At 61.5% G+C, this 21,469-nt stretch carries 18 protein-coding genes; 16 read left to right on the forward strand and 2 right to left on the reverse strand.

The annotated features are described in order from the left end of the window. The first annotated feature begins 297 nt into the window (after positions 1 to 297). The 6 genes from EFD56_RS08655 to EFD56_RS08680 all read left to right on the forward strand — a co-directional run bounded on the left by EFD56_RS08655 (position 298) and on the right by EFD56_RS08680 (position 6,258). Complete coding sequence (locus EFD56_RS08655) at positions 298 to 1,638, forward strand: ABC transporter substrate-binding protein (protein WP_126905066.1); 1,341 nt, start codon at positions 298 to 300, stop codon at positions 1,636 to 1,638. A gap of 100 nt (positions 1,639 to 1,738) precedes the next feature. Next, positions 1,739 to 2,680, forward strand: a complete 942-nt coding sequence (locus EFD56_RS08660) for a carbohydrate ABC transporter permease (protein ID WP_126905067.1) — start codon at positions 1,739 to 1,741, stop codon at positions 2,678 to 2,680. Further along, the gene (locus EFD56_RS08665; RefSeq protein ID WP_126905068.1) at positions 2,677 to 3,492 is read left to right on the forward strand and encodes a carbohydrate ABC transporter permease; all 816 of its coding nucleotides are present in this window, start codon (positions 2,677 to 2,679) and stop codon (positions 3,490 to 3,492) included. Before EFD56_RS08660 ends, EFD56_RS08665 begins: the two co-directional genes overlap by 4 nt. Before the next feature lie 61 nt (positions 3,493 to 3,553). Next, on the forward strand, positions 3,554 to 3,901 hold the full coding sequence (locus EFD56_RS08670) for an ArsR/SmtB family transcription factor (protein WP_085744206.1): 348 nt from the start codon (positions 3,554 to 3,556) through the stop codon (positions 3,899 to 3,901). Further along, positions 3,894 to 4,397, forward strand: coding sequence for an SRPBCC family protein (locus EFD56_RS08675; RefSeq protein ID WP_037145147.1), 504 nt, complete (start codon positions 3,894 to 3,896; stop codon positions 4,395 to 4,397). The genes EFD56_RS08670 and EFD56_RS08675 overlap by 8 nt, the downstream gene beginning before the upstream one ends. 91 nt (positions 4,398 to 4,488) lie before the next feature. Beyond that, entirely contained in the window at positions 4,489 to 6,258 is a 1,770-nt protein-coding gene (locus EFD56_RS08680; protein ID WP_126905069.1) for an adenylate/guanylate cyclase domain-containing protein, read from the forward strand. A 62-nt stretch (positions 6,259 to 6,320) separates the two neighbouring features. On the opposite strand, the gene EFD56_RS08685 is transcribed toward EFD56_RS08680, so the two are convergent. Both EFD56_RS08685 and EFD56_RS08690 read right to left on the reverse strand, forming a co-directional pair. Then, positions 6,321 to 6,944, reverse strand: coding sequence for a response regulator transcription factor (locus tag EFD56_RS08685; RefSeq protein WP_126905070.1), 624 nt, complete (start codon positions 6,942 to 6,944; stop codon positions 6,321 to 6,323). Next, complete coding sequence (locus tag EFD56_RS08690) at positions 6,934 to 8,844, reverse strand: PAS domain-containing sensor histidine kinase (RefSeq protein WP_126905071.1); 1,911 nt, start codon at positions 8,842 to 8,844, stop codon at positions 6,934 to 6,936. Before EFD56_RS08690 ends, EFD56_RS08685 begins: the two co-directional genes overlap by 11 nt. A gap of 406 nt (positions 8,845 to 9,250) precedes the next feature. On the opposite strand from EFD56_RS08690, the gene EFD56_RS08695 reads away from it, so the two are divergent. From EFD56_RS08695 to EFD56_RS08740, 10 genes are all read left to right on the forward strand, one after another. Continuing rightward, positions 9,251 to 10,225, forward strand: coding sequence for an alpha/beta fold hydrolase (locus EFD56_RS08695; RefSeq protein ID WP_126905180.1), 975 nt, complete (start codon positions 9,251 to 9,253; stop codon positions 10,223 to 10,225). A 98-nt stretch (positions 10,226 to 10,323) separates the two neighbouring features. After that, positions 10,324 to 10,950, forward strand: coding sequence for a pyridoxamine 5'-phosphate oxidase family protein (locus EFD56_RS08700; RefSeq protein WP_126905072.1), 627 nt, complete (start codon positions 10,324 to 10,326; stop codon positions 10,948 to 10,950). Between the two features lie 149 nt (positions 10,951 to 11,099). Continuing rightward, positions 11,100 to 11,609, forward strand: coding sequence for a DEAD/DEAH box helicase family protein (locus EFD56_RS08705; RefSeq protein WP_126905073.1), 510 nt, complete (start codon positions 11,100 to 11,102; stop codon positions 11,607 to 11,609). 76 nt (positions 11,610 to 11,685) lie between these two features. Then, positions 11,686 to 14,292 (forward strand): AMP-binding protein, encoded by a 2,607-nt coding sequence (locus EFD56_RS08710; protein WP_126905074.1) that lies wholly within the window; start codon positions 11,686 to 11,688, stop codon positions 14,290 to 14,292. Positions 14,293 to 14,400: 108 nt separating this feature from the next. Beyond that, positions 14,401 to 17,400, forward strand: coding sequence for an ATP-binding protein (locus tag EFD56_RS08715; RefSeq protein ID WP_126905075.1), 3,000 nt, complete (start codon positions 14,401 to 14,403; stop codon positions 17,398 to 17,400). Positions 17,401 to 17,405: 5 nt separating this feature from the next. Next, a complete protein-coding gene (locus EFD56_RS08720) occupies positions 17,406 to 18,566 on the forward strand; it encodes a YcaO-like family protein (RefSeq protein WP_126905076.1) in 1,161 nt (386 codons plus the stop codon). Then, entirely contained in the window at positions 18,559 to 19,323 is a 765-nt protein-coding gene (locus EFD56_RS08725; protein WP_126905077.1) for a TfuA-like protein, read from the forward strand. The genes EFD56_RS08720 and EFD56_RS08725 overlap by 8 nt, the downstream gene beginning before the upstream one ends. A 42-nt stretch (positions 19,324 to 19,365) precedes the next feature. Next, positions 19,366 to 20,586, forward strand: a complete 1,221-nt coding sequence (locus EFD56_RS08730) for a gluzincin family metallopeptidase (RefSeq protein ID WP_126905078.1) — start codon at positions 19,366 to 19,368, stop codon at positions 20,584 to 20,586. Between the two features lie 19 nt (positions 20,587 to 20,605). Beyond that, the gene (locus tag EFD56_RS08735; protein WP_064826183.1) at positions 20,606 to 21,082 is read left to right on the forward strand and encodes a hypothetical protein; all 477 of its coding nucleotides are present in this window, start codon (positions 20,606 to 20,608) and stop codon (positions 21,080 to 21,082) included. Between the two features lie 29 nt (positions 21,083 to 21,111). Next, positions 21,112 to 21,465 (forward strand): hypothetical protein, encoded by a 354-nt coding sequence (locus EFD56_RS08740; protein ID WP_126905079.1) that lies wholly within the window; start codon positions 21,112 to 21,114, stop codon positions 21,463 to 21,465. Positions 21,466 to 21,469: the final 4 nt, after the last annotated feature.

The following is a 21,469-nucleotide window of genomic DNA, read 5'->3' on the forward strand; positions in this document are numbered from 1 at the left end:
AATTTTTTTCCGAGTTTTGTCAACGGGCGACCACCGGCTAGCCCTAGGTTATCACTCGCTGACCGGCCTCATCTGACCGCATCCGATCACACTTTTCCACGCGACCCGCCCTCTCGAAGCAAGAGGTGCCGCTGAATATGAAAATAAATTCTATAATTTTTATGTACTTTAAATTCCTGTTGGTTAACGGCGCGGGTGATCTGTCGAATGATCCCCCCAAGGCCGACGCAGCTGCCACACGGATACCCGCTCCGTGGGCATTCCTGCGGCCGGCACCGTCGCAACGAGGATCAATTCATGTCCAACCCCATCATCGACCAAGCCTATCGCCGCCGCACGGTGTTGAAGACCATGCTGGCATCAGGAGCGCTCCCTCTCCTGTCATCGGGCGTCTTTTCCTCCGCCCTGGCCGCGGACAACCGGTTCGCCGGCCGCACCCTCAATCTCCTGATCATTCAGCCGCATGTCATCACGGGCAAGAAGATCGCCGAGGATTTCGAGAAGCTGACGGGTGCGAAGGTCAACGTGACCGCGGTTCCCTACGACCAGGTCAGCGTCAAGGCGACCCTCGACTTTCAGTCCGGCGCCGGTGAATTCGACGTCATCGACTATTTCTATACCTACAAGGGTCAGCTCGCCGAGGATGGCGTGATCGAGGACGTGACCGACTTGATCGAGAAAGACAAGGCGGAAATCCAGCCCGACGACTTCATCCAGACAATTTATGACCAGTACACGCTGCATGACGGCCGTCGCTATGGCCTGCCTTATGACGGCGACAGCCACCTTCTGTTCTACAACAAGGAACTGTTCGATCGTTACGGCCTCAAGCCGCCGACGACCTGGGACGAATACAACGAAAACGCCAAGGTCATCACCGCGGCGGAATCCAGGAACGGCATCTATGGTGCTGCGGTCCTGGGTGCGAAGATTCCCGTCATCATCCTGTCGACCTATGCCAACCGCCTCACCGGTTTCGGCGGCAACTTCCTGAAGGCAGACGGCACCTCGGCCCTCGACAGCACCGAAGCCGTGGAAGCGCTGAAGTCGCTGCTCGCATCCGCACCGCATGCATTGCCGACGCCGCTCGAGACGCGCTTCGAGGAGGGGCTGCCTGCCTTCCTCAGCGGCAAGGCCGCCCAAATCGACTTCTGGACCGACCTTGGCGGCTACGCCCAGGATCCCAAGGGCTCGAAGATCGTCGACAAGTGGGGCGTCACCCGCATCCCCGTCGGCGGCGCCAACAAGACGCCGCGGCTTGCCTTCAACGCCGGCTTCGGCTTCGCAATCACCAGCGGCTCGAAGAACAAGGACGTCGCCTGGGAACTGATCAAGCTCGCGACCAGCAAGGACTACCACGAACAACTGCTCACGCTGACCGGCTCCGGGATCGATCCCGACCGTCACTCCGGCCTCAACTCCGAGAAGTTCAAGGCCTTCCAGCCGCTCGTGCAGCCGCTGCTGGCAGACGGCGCGCTGGAAAACAGCCTCGCCTGGCCGACGGCCGTCTATGCCCCGAAGCTGGAAAACGCGCTGACCGATGAACTGGCGCTGGCCCTTGCCGGGACGAAGAATGCCGAACAGGCAATCGCCGATGCCCACAAGGCCTGGACGAACATCATCGAAGCCAATGGCTGATCATTGAGCCTCGGCCACCTGGCCGACGCAAAACACGAGACCCGAAGGCGTGCCTCGCGCGGGGCACGCCTTTCGAGAGAAGAACAACAGGCGCGATGACATGACTGCGATCGATTTTCCCCTCGCTCGAAGACGAGCCGCCTCAACGACCGCCGATCACCGCCTTTCGGCCCACCGGCTCGTCCGCTGGCTGTGGATCTCTCCGATCCTGCTCGGGCTCGCCGCGACCCTGGTCTACCCCACGCTCTTCCTGGTGGCGCTTGCGCTCAGCAAGAGCACGCTCGGCAAACCCTTCCGCAGCTTTGTCGGATTGCAGCATGTGCGGGAGGTCCTCCAGGATCCGCTGTTTGTGACCTCTGTGGCCAAGAGCATCGCCTATGCTTTTGTCACGGCGAGCATCCAGCTGGTGATCGGCTTCCTGATCGCCTTGCTCTTCACCCGGCTCCTGAAGGCCGGACGGTTCCTGGTAAGCCTGATCCTGCTGCCGCTGATGACGCCGCCGGTGATGGTGGGAGTCGCATGGAAATTGATCCTCGCGCCGGCCGGAGGGCTCCTGAACGGGCTCCTCCTGAACCTTGGCATTGTCGACGCACCCGTGAGCTTCCTCGGCGATCCTGTCTTTGCCTGGTTCGCGATCGCGGTTGCCGATGTCTGGCAATGGACGCCCTTCGTCGTCATCCTCAGCTTCGCCGCCCTTTCGACCATTCCCGAAGGCGTCCACGAGGCTTCGATCATCGATGGGGCATCACCGCTGCAACGCTTCTGGCACATCACGCTTCCGCTCGTGGCGGCGCCGCTCTCCTCGATCTATCTGCTGAAGCTCATCCTCTCCTTCAAGGTCTTCGACCTCGTCTATGTCCTGACGTTCGGCGGTCCGGGCTTTGCCACCACGACGACCGGCTTCTCCATCTATCGCCGCGCATTGGAACAGTTCGATGTCGCCCGCGCCGCCGCCGAGACCCTGATCTACAGCCTGGTGATTGGCGCAGTGCTCTGGCCGGTCATCCGCATCCACCAGCATCTCGAGAGGAAAGACGCATGAAGATCAGCCGCTCCGACCTCCCGCTCGTTGCCGCGACCGCACCGATCTTCGTCTTCTTTACCCTGCCGATCGCCTATCTCGTCTCGGTGTCCTTCAAGACCAAAGACGACGTGCTGAGCGGCCGTTTCCTGCCGACGAGCCCGACGCTCGACAATTGGCCGGCCGCTTTCGAGGCCGCCCATCTCTCAGGATTCATCGCCAACTCCGTTGCCGTGTCGCTGCTCGCCGGCGCCCTGACGCTGTTGCTCACCCTGCCCGCCGCCTACGCCGTGCTGCGGCTCGGCATCGGTGGCAAATGGCTCGCCGATCTCACTCTGTCGAGCTACATGGCGCCACCGATCGTGGCTCTCATTCCGCTGTTCTATCTTCTCAAGGCCACCGGGCTCCTCAACACCCATGTCGGCCTGGTGATGCTCTACGGCTTTGCCAATATCCCCGTCGCCTTCTGGCTCCTCACTCCTTTTCTCCGGCGCATGCCGCTGGAGATCGAACAGGCGGCGGCACTCGACGGAGCCGGCCCTCTCAGGATCCTCGTCCATATCGTCGTGCCGATCATTGTACCGGGCATTGTGGCGACGCTGATCATTGTCTCGGTTCTCGCCTTTAACGAGTTCCTCTTTGCCTCGGCCTTCACCTTTTCCGACGAGACGCGCACGCTTCCTGTCGGCATCTCGCTCTTCCAGGGGGATCGGCTGGTCAATTTCGGCCAGATGGCAGCCGCCTCGCTCGCCGGCATCGCACCGGTCTATCTGGTGGCGCTGTTCCTCCAGCGCTATCTCGTGGCAGGTCTCGCCCATGGCGGCCTCAAATGATCACCGCAGACGGCTCGAAACGCTTGCACTTCAAGCGCGAACAACTTACATACTGAACCAGATGGTTCAGTATGTAAGCCCTCCCCTCGATCTCTCGTTTGCGGCGCTGTCCGATGCGACCCGCCGCGGGATCATCGATCAGCTTGGGCGGGGGGACGCGTCGATCACCAGTCTCGCGGACGCGTTCCAGATGACGCTGACCGGCATGAAGAAGCACGTCCAGGTTCTCGAGCGGGCGGGGCTCGTCGTTACGCAGAAGGTCGGACGGGTAAGAACCTGCAAGCTGGGGAAAAGCGGTCTCAAGGCGGAGGCCGAGTGGATCGAGGCGCATCGCAAGCTCTTCGAGGCGCGCTTCGAAGCATTGGACGAAATCATCAGCGAGATAAAACAGGAGGGACGCGATGACTGAGCAAGTTAACGGTGCATTTGGTGCGCAGAACCCCACGTCAGTCGAGCGCAAGGGGGATCGCGAACTTCTGGTAACCAGGACATTCGATGCGCCGCCGAGCACGGTTTACAAGGCGTGGAGCCAGCCCGAGCTGTTCCAGCGCTGGTGGGTGCCAAAATCGGTGCCCGGCATTTGGCTCGTATCGTGCGAGATGGACGTCCGCACCGGCGGCAAATATCGGCTCGAATTCGGCGCCGGCGGTTCGGACACCATGGCCTTCTATGGCAAATATCTCGAGGTGGTGCCGAACGAACGCATCGTCTGGACCAACGACGAAGGCGAAGAGGGCGCGATCACGACCGTGACCTTCGAGGACCAGGGCGGGAGGACACTCCTGACTTTCCATGAAGTCTATCCGTCCAAGGAGGCGCTTGAGGAAGCGCTACAGGGCTCGGCGGCCGCGTTGCCGGAGCAGTTGAAGCAGCTCGACGAATTGCTGTCCAGCCTGGGCGCGTAGCGCGGTCGGGAAACTCGAGGGCTAAGCGGCGGCTGAAAGTCCTTTCGTGCCCTCTGTCTCCCTGCTATCCTGAAAGCAAGGAGACGGCGCCATGAGCGAGACCCGAAAGCTGGCTGCAATCCTGGCCGCTGATGTGGTCGGGTACAGCAGGCTTGCCGGCGCCGACGAGGAGCGCATCCTGGCGAGATTGCGGGCACTGCGGAGCGATCTCATCGATCCGACGATCGCCGTGCACCATGGCCGGGTGGTGAAGCGCACCGGCGATGGTGCGCTGGTCGAGTTCCGCAGCGTGGTGGACGCCGTGCGTTGCGCCATTGAGGTGCAGAACGGCATGGTGGAGCGCAATGACGGCGTGCCGCAGGACCGTCGCATCGAGTTCCGGATCGGTATCCATTTGGGCGACGTCGTCGAGGAAAGCGACGGCGATCTGATGGGCGACGGCGTCAACATCGCCTCGCGATTGGAGGGCGTCGCCGCAGCGGGCGCGATCTGCCTGTCCGAGGATGCCTATCGCCAAGTCAGGGCAAGGCTCGACCTCTCGGTCAGCGATCTTGGCGATACGCAACTCAAGAACATCGCCGAGCCGATCCGGGTCTATTCGCTGCAAGTCGGCAGCACCGGGGCCAAGGCAGCAGCGACCTCGGAAACCGCGACGAGCCAACCGGCGGCGGCAGCATCGCCGAAGCTGTCGATCGCCGTCCTGCCCTTCGTCAACATGAGCGGGGACGCCGAACAGGACTATTTCGCCGACGGCATCTCGGAAGACATCATCACGGCGCTATCGAAATTGTCGCAACTCTTCGTCATCGCCCGTAATTCGTCGTTCACTTTCAAGGGCAAGAACGTCCAGGTGCAGGAGGTGGGCACGAAGCTCGGCGTCCGGCATGTCCTCGAGGGCAGCGTCCGCAAATCGGGGAACAGGGTACGCATCACCGCGCAGCTCATCGACGCGACCACCGGCGGGCATCTCTGGGCGGAGCGGTTCGATCGCGACCTGACCGACATATTCGCGGTTCAGGACGATGTCACCCAGCAGATCGTCGACGCGTTGGCGGTCAACCTGACAGAGGGCGATCGCAAAAGGCTGGCGCCGGGGCAGACCGGGCACCCCGAGGCGTATGACTGCTTCCTGCGTGGCCGGGAGTTGTGGCACCGGCTGACGAAGCAAACGAATAGCGACGCCCGCGACCTTTTGCAACGCGCCGTCGAATTGGACCCGAACTTCGCCTCGGCGCACGCCTTCCTCGCCCTGACCCACGGTCTCGCCTACCTGAACCGGTGGAGCGAGTCGCCGCAGCGCTCGATCGAGCAGGCCGAAGAGGCTGCGACGCTGGCGGTGGCGCGGGATGACAGCGATCCCGTGGCGCACTGGGCACTGAGTGTGGTCAGACTATACTCGCGCCAGCACGATAGAGCCATCAGCGAAGCCGAGCGTGCGATCCTCCTCAATCCGAACTTCGCCGAAGGGCAGGTCAGCCTCGGCGAGGCGCTTCTCTATTCAGGCAGATCCGAGGAGGCACTCGCCTGTTTCGATCGGGCAAGGGTCCTGAACCCGTACTTTCCGGATGTCGTTCTCCACTTTCAGGCCTGGGCCTGGTTTCAACTGCGACGGTACGAACAGGCCGTCGAACTGTTGCTGCAGCGCGTGAACCGCAATCCGGTCACCGATGTCTCGCGCGCGCTTCTCGCCGCCTGTTACGGACACCTCGGCCGTCTCGAAGAGGCTCGGGCGACGTGGCAGGAGGTGCTGCGCATCAATCCCGACTTCTCCTTGGAATACCGCCGCAAAGTCTTGCCCTTCAAGAATTCCGCCGATTTCGAGCTCGCCGTAGAGGGGTTACGCAAGGCCGGTGTCGTGTGACGGATGATGGACGTCCCTCCCGGTTAAAGGGGATCGCACAACGACTCACCTAATGTTGGCTTTCAGCGCTCCAGAATGCCCGCGATCCTAACCAGATCCGCAACCGACGATGCGCGCATTTTGCGCATCATGTGACCGCGGTGAAGCTTTACGGTGGCTTCCGCCAGTTGGACTTCAGCCGCAATCTGCTTGTTCAACTTGCCGGCGACAACAAAGGCCATGATCTGCCGCTCACGCGCGGTGAGTTTGGAATATCTTTGGCGCAATGCAGCCGTTTGATCGGCCTCTTCGCGTCGAGCATTATCACTCGCCAGGGCACGGTTGACCGCTTCGAGCAAATCCTGCTCCCGCACCGGCTTGGTAAGAACATCGATAGCACCTGCTTTCATCGCGCGGACAGCCATCGCGACGTCGACATGGGCGCTGATCAGCACCACCGACCTTGGATGCCTGCTTTTCGCCAGCGCCTCCTGAAACTCCAGGCCGCTCTGGCCCGGCAGACGGATATCGAGAACAATACAACCTGCCTGATGCGGATCATCCCCAGCAAGGAACTCCGACACCGAGCCATGGGTTGCGGTGGCCAGACCAACGGATTCGAACAATCCCTTCAAAGCTTCGCGGACGCTTTCGTCGTCATCGATGATGATGACGGTCGGCGGGCCTCTTTTTCGATCATCGATCATCTGCGGCTGTAACCTCCGCCATCGGCAGCGTAAACGTGAACACTGCCCCAACCTGACTGTCTGCCGCCGAAGCCCAGATCCGGCCGCCATGGGCTTCGACAATGGAACGGCATATTGAAAGCCCCATCCCGATGCCATCTGCCTTCGTGCTGTAGAATGTTTCGAAAACCCGATCCAACGCGTCGGAAGAAATGCCGCGCCCCATATCCGAGACACTGACTTTCACGAATTGGTGCTCGTCCTCGGCGCATCTTATGGCGATACGCCGGTCTCCTGAAGACGCGGCCATCGCTTCGGCGCTGTTCATGACCAGATTCAGCACGACTTGCTGCAACTGGGTTCGGTCAGCAATGACCTCAAGAGACCGTTGCGGAAGATCGAGATCGAGTTCGATATCTCGATGACGAAGTTCCCCTCTCAAAAGATCCAGCACGTGATGCAAAGCGCCCTTCAAATCCGTTTGCTCCATCCGGGCTGGTGACTTCTGAGCCATTGCCCGGATGCTCGCAATGATGTCGCCGGCGCGATGACCATCCTTGACGATCCTCTCGGCCGCGAGCCGGGCCTGCTCGATATCGGTGTGTCCCGGCTGCAGCCAGCGCAGGCACGTGCCGGCATTTGTGACGATTGCCATGAGCGGCTGATTGACCTCATGGGCGATCGAAACGGCAAGCTCACCCGTGGCTGTCATTCGCGTCACATGCGCCAGGTTGCTCTGGCTTTGTCTCAAGGACTCTTCGGCTCGCTTGCGATCCTCGATATCGACGACGACGCCGTACCACCGCACGACATTCCCATCACTGTCCAGCAGGGGGCTTTGCCGGAGGTTGAACCATCGATATTCGCCATCCGCCCGTCTGATGCGCGCGTCCACCGGACGACTTTTTTTCGTGGCGACGATATCGTCCCATGCCACGCGCATCGGCTCGACATCATCGGGATGAAACATGCGATAAAAGCCGAAGCCGACGATTTCCTCGACGGGCAAGCCGACGTAATCGATCAGATTTCGATTGAAATATTCTAGCCGGCCATCCGGAGTGCACGACCAGGCCATTGCCGGAATCGTGTTGATGATGAGACTGAGCTTGTGTTCGCTCTCCCTGAGCGCGGTTTCGCTTTCTCTCAGCGCATTCTCTGCAGCTTGCAGATCTTCGATATCGATATTGCAGCCGAACCAACGCACGACGCCGTTGGCATCGATCAGCTTGCGGCCCGAGAAATAGAACCAGCGGTAGTTGCCGTCCGCTCCGCGAATACGACCCTTCAGAACGGTATGGTCGGAATGTTCGAGATCTCGCTTCCAGATGGCGACCATGCCTGGAATATCATCCGGGTGGTAAAGGTCGAGAAAGCCCCATTCGAGGATCTGGTCGGCGGGACGGCCTGCATAATCCAACCAGCTTTGATTGACGAAATCGGCGCTGCCATCCGGTCGCGCCGACCATACGAGCACAGGCAATGAATTGATGATGAGGCTTAGATTCTCTTCGCTGGCGGCAAGCGCCGTTTTCGTCTCTTTCAGCGCATTTTCGGCCTGCTTGCGGTCTTCGATATCAAGCACCACGCCATACCATCTGACGACATTTCCGTCGGGATCGAACCGAGGCTTTTGACGAAGCGTGCACCAGCGATAGTGGCCGTCCGCGCGCCTGAGCCTTCCCTCGACCTCCCTCGCATTTTTGGAAGCCATGATTTCATGCCATTCGGAAGCGAGACGCGACGTATCGTCGGGATGGAATATTCCATAGAATCTCTCTCCGGAGATTTGCTCGAGCGGCGCCCCGATAAAGTCGAGAAAGTGCTGGTTGGCGAAATCCAGCATGCCATCCGATGTCGCCGACCACACCATGGCGGGGATCAGATCGATGATGGGATCGGTTTCCGGCTCTCTATCCACAACACTCTCCGTGCAGAGTTTGAGACGGCGCCCACAGGCAGAGCCTCATTATCGTCCGCGGAAAATAGTTACGGGATTTCTATGGGTTGCGTAAGGACAAATCGATATACCAACGTCTACGTCGGCAATGCCATCGTCTAGGCGTGCGGGACCTAGATCGCAATTGAGGGAGAGCGCGAACCCGCTTACTCCTAACCATCGAAGTCCCTGATTAAACGCGACGTCGGCTCTTCCAACGTCGCGTCCAAACTGGGCATTTGCGCGCAGCGAAATTGCATTTGCCGCAACCCCGGCCTGGGTGACGGCCGGACACCGCCTATCACGTCAACTGATGTGCGGCCTGAATGGCCAGATCAGCCGCCACTCGGCGCCAAATCTTATTCATCTCGATCATTGCGAGACCATCATGCGTCGTTTGATCATATGCCTGATGTTGGCTGCCGCCAGCATGACTGCCACGACAATCGCAAGCGCGGTTCCCGCGCACGCCACGGCCGAAGATCGCCAAGCTCCGGCTCCCGTCCACTACCGCACCGCAAAAATCGACGGCCTGGACATCTTCTACCGGGAAGCCGGTCCGGCCGACGCACCCGTCGTGCTGTTGCTCCACGGCTTTCCGACGTCCTCCCATATGTTCCGAAATCTGATCCCGCTTCTTGCGGACCGGTACCACGTCATTGCGCCGGATTATCCGGGATACGGGCAGAGCGCCGCTCCTGATCGCGGCACCTACGCCTATACGTTTGCCGGGGCTGCCGACATCGTGGATAAGCTGATGGCTCATTTGGAGGCCAAAAGCTACGCGATGTACGTCATGGATTACGGCGCGCCTGTCGGCTATCGTCTGGCGCTGAAACATCCGGAACGGGTCAGCGGTCTTATCATCCAGAACGGCAACGCCTACGAGGAAGGGCTGAAGGAGTTCTGGGACCCGATCAAGACCTACTGGTCCGACGGATCAGACAAGAGCCGCGAGGCGCTGTCCGGCCTCGTTACCCTTGAAACGACCAAATTCCAGTATACCGACGGCATGGAAGACGTGTCGCGCATCAGCCCCGACAACTGGGTTCATGACCAGGCTCTCCTGGACCGCCCGGGCAACAAGGACATCCAGCTCGACATGTTGTATGACTACCGCACCAATGTGCCGCTCTACCCTGACTTTCAAAGCTTCTTTCGCGAGCGCAAACCGCCCACGCTGATCGTCTGGGGCAAGAACGACTATATCTTTCCTGAGGCCGGCGCTCATCCTTATCTCAAGGATCTTCCGAATGCAGAGATTCATATCCTGAACTCGGGTCACTTCCTTCTCGAGGAAAAGCTGGACGTCGCTGCTCCGCTCATCAATGATTTTCTTGATCGCAACGTCGCAAAGAAGTGACCATCATGCATGGTTACCGGCGGTGCGACCGAGGTTCCGCCAAGCCGAGGTCGCACCGCCGTAGAGCGAGACCACTGTCCCGATTTTTGGAGATCACCATGCCCTACCACTTTCTGGACGTCGCAAGCACTCCGAATGTGCGGCTGGCACAGGCGGAAATGGGTGCGGATCAAATCTGGTTGGGTGCCCACCATCGCGAGTCGGATAGTTTCACCGAGAGCGAGCTTGCCTTCATTGCCGCAAGGGACAGTTTCTATATTGCCTCTGTATCGGAAACCGGTTGGCCTTATGTGCAGCACCGCGGCGGCCCTGCAGGCTTTTTGAAAGCCGTCGACCGGAAAACCCTGGCTTTCGCCGATTACAGGGGGAACCGTCAGTACATCAGCACCGGAAACTTTGCCGCAAACGACCGGGCCTGCCTCTTCCTGGTGGATTATCCCCGCAGAGCGCGTCTCAAGATCTACATGCATGTCGAGAAGCTGACACTCGATGCCGATCCCTCGCTGACAGATCTTGTTTTCGACGCCGGCTACCGCGCAAAGGCGGAGCGGATTTTCCGGCTGAGGCTGCAGGCGTTTGACTGGAACTGCCCTCAGCATATCACGCCTCGCTACACCGAGCAGGAAGTTGAGACAGCGGTAACGCCCTTGCGTGAGCGCTTGACGCAACTTGAAGCAGAGAACGCAGCTTTACGTGCTCGGCTCCAGGCACTTGGAGAACAATGATGGACACGACACGGCCGTCTCGGGGACCGTGCTCGGCTGCCTCCGCAATGAAGGCAGACCGGGCAACCGAGGCGTATGACTCCGCTCAGGAAGCGGCCACACCTTGACCGTCTTCTACCCGAATCAACGACCCGTGATAAGAAGGGCGCATGGGCATCAAGAACTATCTGATCGAAGGCGGCTCGGGGACGGGAAAGACCTCGGTCGCGACCGAACTGGAGCGGCGAGGCTATCATGTCGTCCATGGTGACCGCGTGTTGGCCTATGTCGGCGACCCCGAGACAGGACAGCCGCTCGCAGGACCACCCGAAGGGGCAGACTGCATCGCCTGGGGATACGCTCACTGGATCTGGCCTGTCGACAAGGTCCGAGCTATCGCTGCCGACACCACCCATCCTGCCACGTTCTTTTGTGGCGGTTCGCGCAACTTCCACAAATTCCTGGACCTGTTCGATAAGGTGTTCGTGCTCGACATCAACGTTGAGACGTTGAACCGGCGACTGGACGGGCGGCCGAATGAGCCGGGCTTCGAGCCGGCCGAGCGGGCCCTGGTGCTCCGCTACCATCGCAGCCGGGAGTATCTTCCTGCCGGCAATAAGATCGACACGGCGAATACCGTCCCAGGTGTCGTCGACGATATCCTCGCTCAACTCACCTGAAACCCGCAAATTACTTGACTGCGATTATCAAGGATAATACGCGCTTCGACCAGTTTCTGCCATTCGAAGCGCGAGCATGACCCCCGCCGACCTGTTTCCTGAAATCGCTCGCGCCGATCAGCGTCCGGCCCTTATCTTCGCCGACGGACGGACGCTCTCCTATGCCGACCTCAACGCCCGGACGCTGCGTTTTGCCGAGCGGCTGGGACGGGGCGAAAAGCGCCTTGTCGCGATTTCGGCCGAAGTTTCGGAACATGTGATCGTCGCCTATCTCGGCGCGCTGCGTGCCGGGCATGCGGTGGCGATGCTGCCGCCCTGCGATGACAGGCTGTGGCAAGAGTTTCTGTCAGCCTTTCAGCCTGATTTCACCTACCGCGCGGCCGGTGGCCGCTGGCGGCTCGTTGGGGAAAGCCGTCAGCGAAGCGACGCACCGCTGCATCCGGATCTCGCCTTGCTGCTGATGACCTCGGGCAGTTCCGGGCCTGCGAAAGCCGTGCGCCTGTCCTATGCCAATCTTGACGCCAATGCGCGTGCGATTGCCGGTTACCTCGAACTCTCCCCTGCCGACAGAACCGCGCTCGTCCTGCCGCTTCACTATTCCTACGGCCTCTCCGTCATCCATTCCCATCTCGTCGCCGGCGGCAGCATCTTCATTCCAGGCGCCTCCGTGGTGAGCGAGAATTTTGCAAGATTGCTCGGCGAAAGCGGCTGCACCAATCTTTCAGGCGTGCCCTATTCCTATGAGCTGATGGAAAGGACGGGCTTCCGAAGCCACGAACTCAAGGCTTTGCGCTTCATGACGGTGGCCGGCGGACGGCTGGCGCCCGACCTCATCCGCCTCTACCGCGACCATATGCGCGCGACGGGCGGCCGCTTCTTAGTCATGTACGGCCAGACCGAAGCAGCCGCCCGCATCGCCTTCGTGCCGCCGGAAAGCCTGGCGGACAATGAGGAGCGGATCGGCATCGCCATTCCCGGCGGCAGCCTCAGCCTGGTCGACGATGACGGGCATGCGCTCGACCTACCTGACGTTGCCGGAGAGCTTGTCTATGCCGGCCCGAATGTGATGATGGGCTACGGCGCCGACCGCGCCGATCTTCGGCGCGGCGTCGAGGTCGCGGCATTGAAAACCGGCGATATCGCCATGCGCGACGAGGACGGTTTCTACAGGATCGTCGGCCGCAAGAGCCGTTTCGCCAAGGTCGCCGGGCTCCGGATCGGCTTCGACATCATGGAACAGGTCCTGGCCGAGAAGGGGATCGCGGCTGCCGTTGTCGGTGACGATCACGGTCTGCAGGCCTATGTGACCGATGCCGCTTCCGCCGATCGGGCGCTTGATATACTCGTCGAGGCGAGCCATCTTCCGGCGAGCCTGGTTTCCGTCAGGGCGCGGCGAGACCTCCCGAGGCTTGCCTCCGGCAAGGTCGACTATGCCGGCCTGCGCGAGGAGATGCTGGCGACGCGCGAGACGAGACGAGCCGCGGCGGTCAGCGTGCTCGATGCCTATGTCAGGGTCTTCTACCCCCGCAGTGTTGGTCGCAGCGACAGCTTCGTCTCGCTCGGCGGCGATTCGCTGCGCTTCCTGCAATTGACGATGGAACTCGACAGGCTTGGCATCGCGCTGTCGGAAGGCTGGGAGCAGACGGCGATCGCCGAGCTTGATATCGGACCGCAGGTGGCACGGACCGACAGCGCCGAGGTCAGGGCGCTGCCGACCGATCTGGTGTTGAGGGCGATCGCCATCCTGCTCGTCGTCACCCATCACGAGATGCTCTGGCCCATTCCCGGCGGATCGGGCGTGATGCTGCTTCTCGTCGGCTTCAGCCTGGCGCGCTTCCAGTCGGGCCATTTCCTCGCCGGCAATTTCCGCCATGCGCTGCGGCCGGCAATCAATGTTCTCATCCCCTATTTTCTCATCGTCGCCGCCTATGGGCTCGCCTGGCGCACCGTTCCCTGGGCCTCGCTCACGCTGACCGGCAATTTCGGCTATGCCGAGCCGGAGCGCCACGAGATGCTTCCCTATCTCTACTGGTTCATCGAAGCCTATGCGCAGACGCTGCTGGTTTTCTCGCTGGTTTTTGCCGTGCCTGATGTGCGCAGGCTGGCACGGGCGCACCCCTTTACCTTCTCGCTCGCACTGCTGGCGCTGGCGGTCGCGGCGCGGTTTTCTCTGCCGCTCTTTTTCGATATCGGCAAGCGGCAGATTTTCACCATCTACTGGGGCCTGCATCTCGGCATGTTCGGCTGGTGCGCCGGCCTTGCCGGCAAGACGGCGCAGCGGATCATCCTGACGGCGATAGCCGCCGCCGTGCTCGGTTATCTCGCCTTCTGGGAAACGCTCTGGATCGGAACGACGGTCAAATATCTGACGATCTTCGCAGCGCTTCTCGCCCTTCTCTACCTGCCGCGCATTCATCTGCCCGCGCGGCTGGGGCGTGTCGTTACGCTGATCGCCGTCTCGGCCTTTCCCACCTACCTGCTGCACCGTTTCGTGCCGGAACTGCTGATGCCGCAGGCAGCGGCCGTGCTGCCGGCTCCCCTCTTTCATCTGCTGGCGATATCAGGTGGCCTGGCGCTCGGCGTCGTCGCCAACAAAATCGCGGCCGACCTTCGCAATCTGCTCGGCGGGATAGCAGTGGCCCGCTCCACGGGCGGACGTACTGTCATGGCGGAGACTGTCTGAACCGCAAGCGAACAGCAGAATATATTAGCATCGCCGCACGAAAAGCTTGCATGCAGGCATTAAATCGGATGTCCTGAACATGGCTTCAGTGGTGTTGGGCGCCCCGCTATGAAAACCCTCGACGCGCGAATTCGGTTTACAGGTGAGCGGCGCCAAGTCACGGCCCTTTTCTATGACATTGTCGGCTCCACCGAGCTCTTATTGCGCAGCGAGCCGGAGAAATTCTTCCGGTCGGTCTCGGCATTACATCAGAGCGCCGAAGCGATCATCAAGAAACACGGCGGATTTCTTCATCAGCGGCTCGGCGATGGCGGATGCTGCTTCTTCGGCTATCCCGAGCAGTCCGAGGATGCCGCCGAAAGCGCGGTGCGGGCTTCGCTGGCGCTGCTGCGCCTCGCGGCCGGAGCCAAGGGCAAGGCGCGCACGCCCTTCCGGCTGCGGATCGGGGTTGCCACCGGCCTTGTCGTCTTCTCGACCGAAGGCGACGAGATCGTCGGCACCGCTCCGGTTCTGGCGGCGCGCCTGCAGGCCGAGGCCGAGCCCAATTCCGTGCTTGTCGCTGAATCCACCGTTCAGCTGACGCGGCAAAAATTCGAATACAGCCTGCTGCGGGAAGCGAGGCTCAAAGGCTTTGACGAGCCGATCGGGCTCTGGCGCCCAAGGGAGCGTGATCCTGCGGCCTCAGAAGCAGCGCCACCTCAGGAGCCGGACCGGCCTATTCGTGGCCGAGAAAGAGAGCTTGCCGCTCTTGCCAGCGCCTGGAATTCGGCGCTCGCCAACAAGGGCAGCCTGATCGCCATCGTCGGCGAGGCGGGTATCGGCAAATCCCGGCTGGTCGGCGAATTCGCTCGGAACCTGCAGGGGACCTCACACGAGGCCGTGGTCTTTCAGTGCGGCAGGCGAATGGAGAGCCAGCCTCTGCATCCCTTCGTTTCATTTCTCGAGCGGCTCGTCGGCGACGCATCTATTCTGAAGGATGGCAACGTCCGCGCCGTCAAGCAGGCGCTGCAGGCATCCGGCCGGGAGGTGGACGCCGCCGCCGTCGAAACGATCCTCGCCTTCACCGCCGACCTATCGCCGGCGCCGTCGCGCAATCTTCGCGTCTCCGACCTGTCCGGGCGCGCCTTCCGGCGCAAGGTCATCGAGGCAGCCGCCGACCTGCTGACATGCAAAGCGGCCGGCATTCCGACGCTGCTGATCTTCGAAGATGTGCACTGGGCCGACGACATGACGCTGGAGTTGATCGACCGGCTTGGAGCGCTGGCGGCCGGGCTGCCGATGCTCGTCGTGCAGACATCGCGGATCAGGCGATCCCTCGCGGTCGCAACCGAGATCGAACTGTCAGGCCTGACCGCTGCCGCGGTTCGCGATCTCGTCGCCTCGATCTGGCGCGAGCATCCCCCGCCCGGCCTGTCGGATTTCGTTCTCGATCAATGCGATGGCATGCCGCTTTACGCCGAAGAGTTGACCAATTTCCTGCGCGAACGGCAGCCGCTCGGCACGTCGTTGTCGGCGTGGAAAGGGCTGCTCAGGGAAGGCGGCGTCTCCTCGCTCAATGATCTGCTGTCCGCCCGATTGGCGGCGACCGGTTCGGCGCGGCGGGCGGCGCAGTTTGCCAGCGTCATCGGCCGCGAATTCAGCATCTCGCTGCTCGCCTACCTTCTCGAAGGCGTCAGCCGCCAGAAGCTCGATACCGACATCGACCGGCTTCTCTCCCAGGGCATCATCGAGCGCTCCTCGGTCACGCATGGCTCTTTTCAGTTTCGGCACGTGCTGGCGCAGGAGGCGGCCTATGGCAGCCTTTTGAAGAGCGACCGGCGTCGCATCCACAGGCGGATTGCCGATCGCCTGATCGGGGAGACGAAGCCGAGCCTGCCGGCAGCGATCGCCGCCTGGCAATGCGCCGAGGCGGGCCTGCATGATGCGGCCGCCCGATTTGCCCTGGCGGCGGCGGAAGCATGCGTTCTTCGCTCCGCCATGCGTGAGGCAAATGTCTCCCTGGAACTCTGCGAGCGGGAGGTCGACAGCCTCTCCCGGCGCCACCCCGACCGCACTGAGCTCGCCTTGAGCCTGTTCGAACTGCGGGGCGTCGTGGCGGCGGCGCTTGAGGGCGAAGGTTCGCAGAGCGCGCGCCGGGTCTATTCCCGCGCGATGCAGTTCCTGAAGAAACAGCCGCCGGCCCTTCGGATGAAACACTTCCCGGTCTATTGGGGATGGTGGTTCACGGCGCCGAATATTCTGACGCAACAGTCGCGCGCGCGGGTTGTCGTCGGCGACATGCAGGCCGTCGAGGATCGGGAGACGCGGTTGCAGTCCTATCATTGCGGCTGGGCGACGAGCTTCCATGCCGGTGAGCACGCCTTCTGTCTCGATTGTGTCGCCAAGGGCCTCGGTCTTTACGAGGCCGACAGCGCGGTGCGCAATCGCGCCTTCTTCGGCGGACATGACGCCAAGGTCTGCGGGCTGGGCGAAAGCGCGCTTTCCTACCTGCTGCTCAACCAAACCGGCGCCAGCGAGGATGCGATCCGAGAATGCCTGGAATGGGGGACGGCGACCGATCACGCCGGCAGCATGGTGCATGCGCTTTATTACGCCATGGTGCTTGCCCGCTGCCAGAGCCGATATGCCGAGGTCCATGCGCTCGGCGAACAGATGCTGTCGCTCGCCGAGCGACACGGACTGGCGGCAAGCCAGGCGCGGGCCAACATGTATTGCGGCTGGGCGGAGCTGATGACCTCACCGGCAGGGCGCGGCGCGGCGCGTTTCGAGGCCGGTCTTCTGCTGCAGCAGCAATTGGGCACCGACGATAATTTTTCCATGCACAGCGACATGCATGCGCAAGTGCTGCAGCGGCTCGGCAAGCCGGCCGAAGCGCTGGCAATCGCCCAGAATGCGATCAGCGTCGGCCGCAGCAGCGGCCAATGGTTCTGGCTCGCCGAACTCTACCGCCTCAGCGCCGAGTTGCGGCGCGATATCGACGATGCGCCGTCATCAATCAGACGAGACCTGACGAAAGCCGTGCAGATTGCCGAGGGACAAAAGGCCGCCTGGCTGGCCGAAAGGGCAAAGCGCAGCCTGGACGGGCTGCAAGGCAATGGCTCGCGATAGAGCGGATGGACATAGGGATGCTCGATACCATCGCCGATATAATCCCTGATACCGAGCTCCCCTCGCCTCCCGATCCCCGGCAGACGGTGCAGCGAATCCTCGCGCGCAGGACGGAATACGGCATCACCAGGCTCGGTTCGATCACCGGGCTCGACTGGACCGGCATCCCGGTCGTCCAGGTCGTGCGGCCGCACTCACGCTCCGTCGCCGTCAGCCAGGGCAAAGGACTGACCTTTCCCCTGGCGGCGATCTCGGGCCTGATGGAATCCCTCGAAGGCTGGGCCTCGGAGCGGATTGATCAGGAGCGCATCTTCACCGCAAGCCTGCGCGACATGAACGGCCGGGGAGACTGGTCGCACCTCGGCATCGGCCGGGACGAGGCAATGCTCTCCTGGATTGCCGGGCTGGACCTCTTTTCGGGGCGGAAAATCGCCGTGCCGCTTGCCCTCGTCGATACCGCCTACATCGTCCCGTCGCCGCATCCCCATTGGATCGCCCGCGACACCACGGGCCTTGCCGCAGGCACGAGCCTGCAAGGCGCCGTCATGCATGCCTGCCTGGAGATCCTGGAGCGGCAGGCGCGCTGCACGGCGATGAAGACGCCGCATTTCTTCGACCGTTTCCAGATCGACCACCGGACGGTTCAATCGGAAAGCGCCGGCGACATCCTGCGGCGGCTCACCAAGGCGGGTTTTGTCGTCGGCATCTGGCAGATCCCGGCGCCGCACGCTCTGCCGGTCTACTGGTGCCACGTCATGGAAGATGCCAGCCGGGCCCCCTTTGCGCCGCTGCCGGCGGAGGGCTTCGGCTGCGATATCAGCCACGACAGGGCGCTGACCAGCGCATTGCTCGAAGCCTGCCAATCCCGCCTCGGCGTCATTTCAGCGGCGCGCGATGATATCAGGACGGAGCTTTACGGCCATGCCGACGTGAGCGAACTGGCCGCCTGGCGCGGACAACTCGCGAAAGGCGGCCGCCCCTATGTCGGCGCGGAGGATGCCGGCGCCGGCGAGCGATCGATCCGGCCGGTCATCGAGGCGATGAAGCTGGCTGGCGCCAAAGCGGCCGCTCTTGTGGTTCTTCATTCGGATGACCGCGTCCCGCTTCACGTCGTCCGGGTGGTTGCGCCGCCGCTGGAAACCAATCCGGAGGCCGATCTTGCGTGAGGACATCGTGGTTTTTCTCGGTCCTACCCTTTCCGAGGCGCAAGCCCGGACCTATCTGGATGCGATCTATCGTCCTCCCGTCGGCTGCGCCGATGTCGTGCAGGCCGTGGCCAAATATGCGCCAGCGGCGATCGTGCTGATCGACGGCGTCTTCGGCCAGCTTCCGGCGGTTCGCCACCAGGAAATCCTGTGGGCGATGGCCCGCGGCGTGCGCATCTACGGCGCCGCCAGCATCGGCGCACTGCGGGCCGCCGAACTCGCGCCACAGGGCATGACCGGCCACGGGCTGATCTACCGCTGGTACAGGAGGCACCCGTTCGCTGACGATGCCGACGTGACGGTGCCGATGGCGCCCGCAGCCCTCGGATCGCGCGCATTGGGCGACGCCCTCATCGACATCAGGCTGACGCTGAAAAAGGCCGAGCGCGCCGGCGTCATCGAAAGGCGGCTGCGAGGCGACCTCGAAACGCTGGCACGCGGACTTCACTTCAGCGAACGATCCTTCTCCAGGCTCTTGACGGCGGCCGAAAACAACCCCGGCCCGGCCGGCCAGATCCAAGCACTAAAAGCCTGGCTGAAAACCAGCGCCACAAGCCGGAAGCGGGAAGATGCGGTAAATCTGCTTACATATCTTGCCGGTCAAAAGATCAAAATACCGAAAAAACGCCCTACCCACGCATTTGAACTTACGGAATCATTCGCCAACGACATGGAGTACTACAACATGATCGATAGTCTATTGTCGAAAGGCACGTAGTACTGGTATAGTCGACGATCGCATGACGTTGGGCAACGAGCGGTGGGGGCAGCATTGGATGCCATCACGCATAACGAGGGCGCAGGTAACGGGGCAGCTGCAGAGCGGCCGCTTGGAACACGTTTCCTCGTCTTTCCCCAGCCATCCTTCATTCCCGGTTACGAAAAGCCCGAAGTGGTGTGGATCGGGCCTTCGGCAGGTCCGATCCTGGCGGGGCCGTCCGACAGCCGCATCTATGTGGCAAATCCGGTCGAGGCGAAATCGCCCTATGTCGCGCCTTATATCCCGCCCTATCCCGGCCTGCTGCAGCCGCCGGCCGAGCCCGGCCCCGACGGGCATTTCGATCACATCGGGCCGGGCTCACCGGCCTTCCTTTCGACCCACAGCTATGCCTGCACCCGCCGCGTTCTCGACATCTGCGAGGGCTATCTCGGCCGCTCGATCGTCTGGTTCTTCCAGCCGACGCTGGAACGGCTGGAAATCGTCCCCCGCATCCCGCATTGGCAAAACGCCCAGTCCGGCTTCGGCTTTCTCGAGCTCGGCGAAAGCGAGGAGCACGGCCGGGCATCCTGTTTCGCGCTGAATTTCGATGCGGTCGCCCATGAAATGGGCCATCTCATTCTGCTCAGCGAACTCGGCATCCTCGAAGGCGACGGCGCAGGCAGCGATTTCTTTGCCTACCACGAAGCCATCGCCGATTTCATCTCGCTGCTCGGGTTGCTGAGCTTCGACACGGCGCTCGACCGGCTGCTGCGCCGCACCGGCGGCAATCTGCTGCTGCACAACGAACTCGACAAATTTGCCGAGCTCAGCGACGAGAAGCAGCTGAGATTGCTCAACAATTCGCTTCGCGTCGGCGATGTCAGCCAGGAAGTGCACGACCAGTCGAAACCCTTCGCAGCCGGGCTCTTCGACAGCCTCGTCGAAGTCTACCAGACGCTGCTGTTCGAACGCGGCGTATCCGACATCGATCCGAGGCACTTCAGCGATCTGCGCCAGCAAATGGCGCCGGCGCTGATGGAAGAAGCACTTCACGTATCGCCAGCATCCTACGAGCTGGTGCATTTCGCCGCGAAAGCCGCGCTGCAGGAAGCGCGCGACATCATCGGCGAAGCGCTCATTCGCTCCTGGAAATACCTCGATCCCGACAGCCTGACCTTCGAAGCGGCGGCCCTGGCCTTCCTCGAGGCGGCCACCCGCGGGCGCGGGATCTCCTATCTCGACCAGCTTGACGATTGCATGAGGTGGCGCGGCATTCTCTAACCAAAGACGGGAGGCATCGATGATAGACGACAGCGTTCCAGCACCGCCTGGACCCCGCTATATCGCGGATGAGATCATACTCTACGGCATAGACTTGAATGACGCCAAGGGCGTCGCCCATCTGGATGTTGGGCTTGTCAATAATGCAGAACTACAAGTAAAACTGGATGCGGGAATAGTAGCCGGCTACACAGTGCTTGCTTATGGCTACGCCTTCGAGGGCCACTGCTACAGGCTGGATTCAGTCCGCATTTTTATTATTACAGGTCCGATTGCGGAGAAGGCAGTGGGCTGCTGCTTTGACGACGAGTTGCGTAAGCTGGGTTACAAAATGTGGCGGATCACCGCATCTGAACAAATCCTCGAAATCTCAACGTCCTTTGGCAACGCAAGGACCCTCATCCTGGAATCGCAGTTGCCCGGTAAGAGATCTCCTAGTTCCTACGCCATCACCTTGAGGATGGCGCATCGCAATGGTCGCCTCACAAACGAGTAGATTGGTTCTACAGCAAGGGGAGCGTAACTATGCCATATAAAGTGAGTATTTACTTTGCTAAAGACTACGCATCGATCACAGTGAAAGACTGGCTTAGCGATAGCATCTGCATGGATATTCTGACGGATACAGAACTAAAATACGTCGCAGTAAAAAAGTCGGCCACTTTCCAAGTGTTGATCGGACAGAAAAACAACGTAGGTGAGGTGATAATCGATGAAGCGGCGGCAGGTGCCACTTCTATACCTACCAGCTACAAAATTCCAGCTGAGCTCGATGCGACCGGAACAATCACCTTCCCTAAGCCAGCCGCCGTATCGCAAAGCGATATCGGCAAGCTTACCGAAGAGATCGAGGCCATAAAACAGCGGATTGGTCCATAGCAAT

It is taken from the genome of Rhizobium phaseoli, from assembly GCF_003985125.1.
Taxonomy (GTDB): domain Bacteria; phylum Pseudomonadota; class Alphaproteobacteria; order Rhizobiales; family Rhizobiaceae; genus Rhizobium; species Rhizobium phaseoli.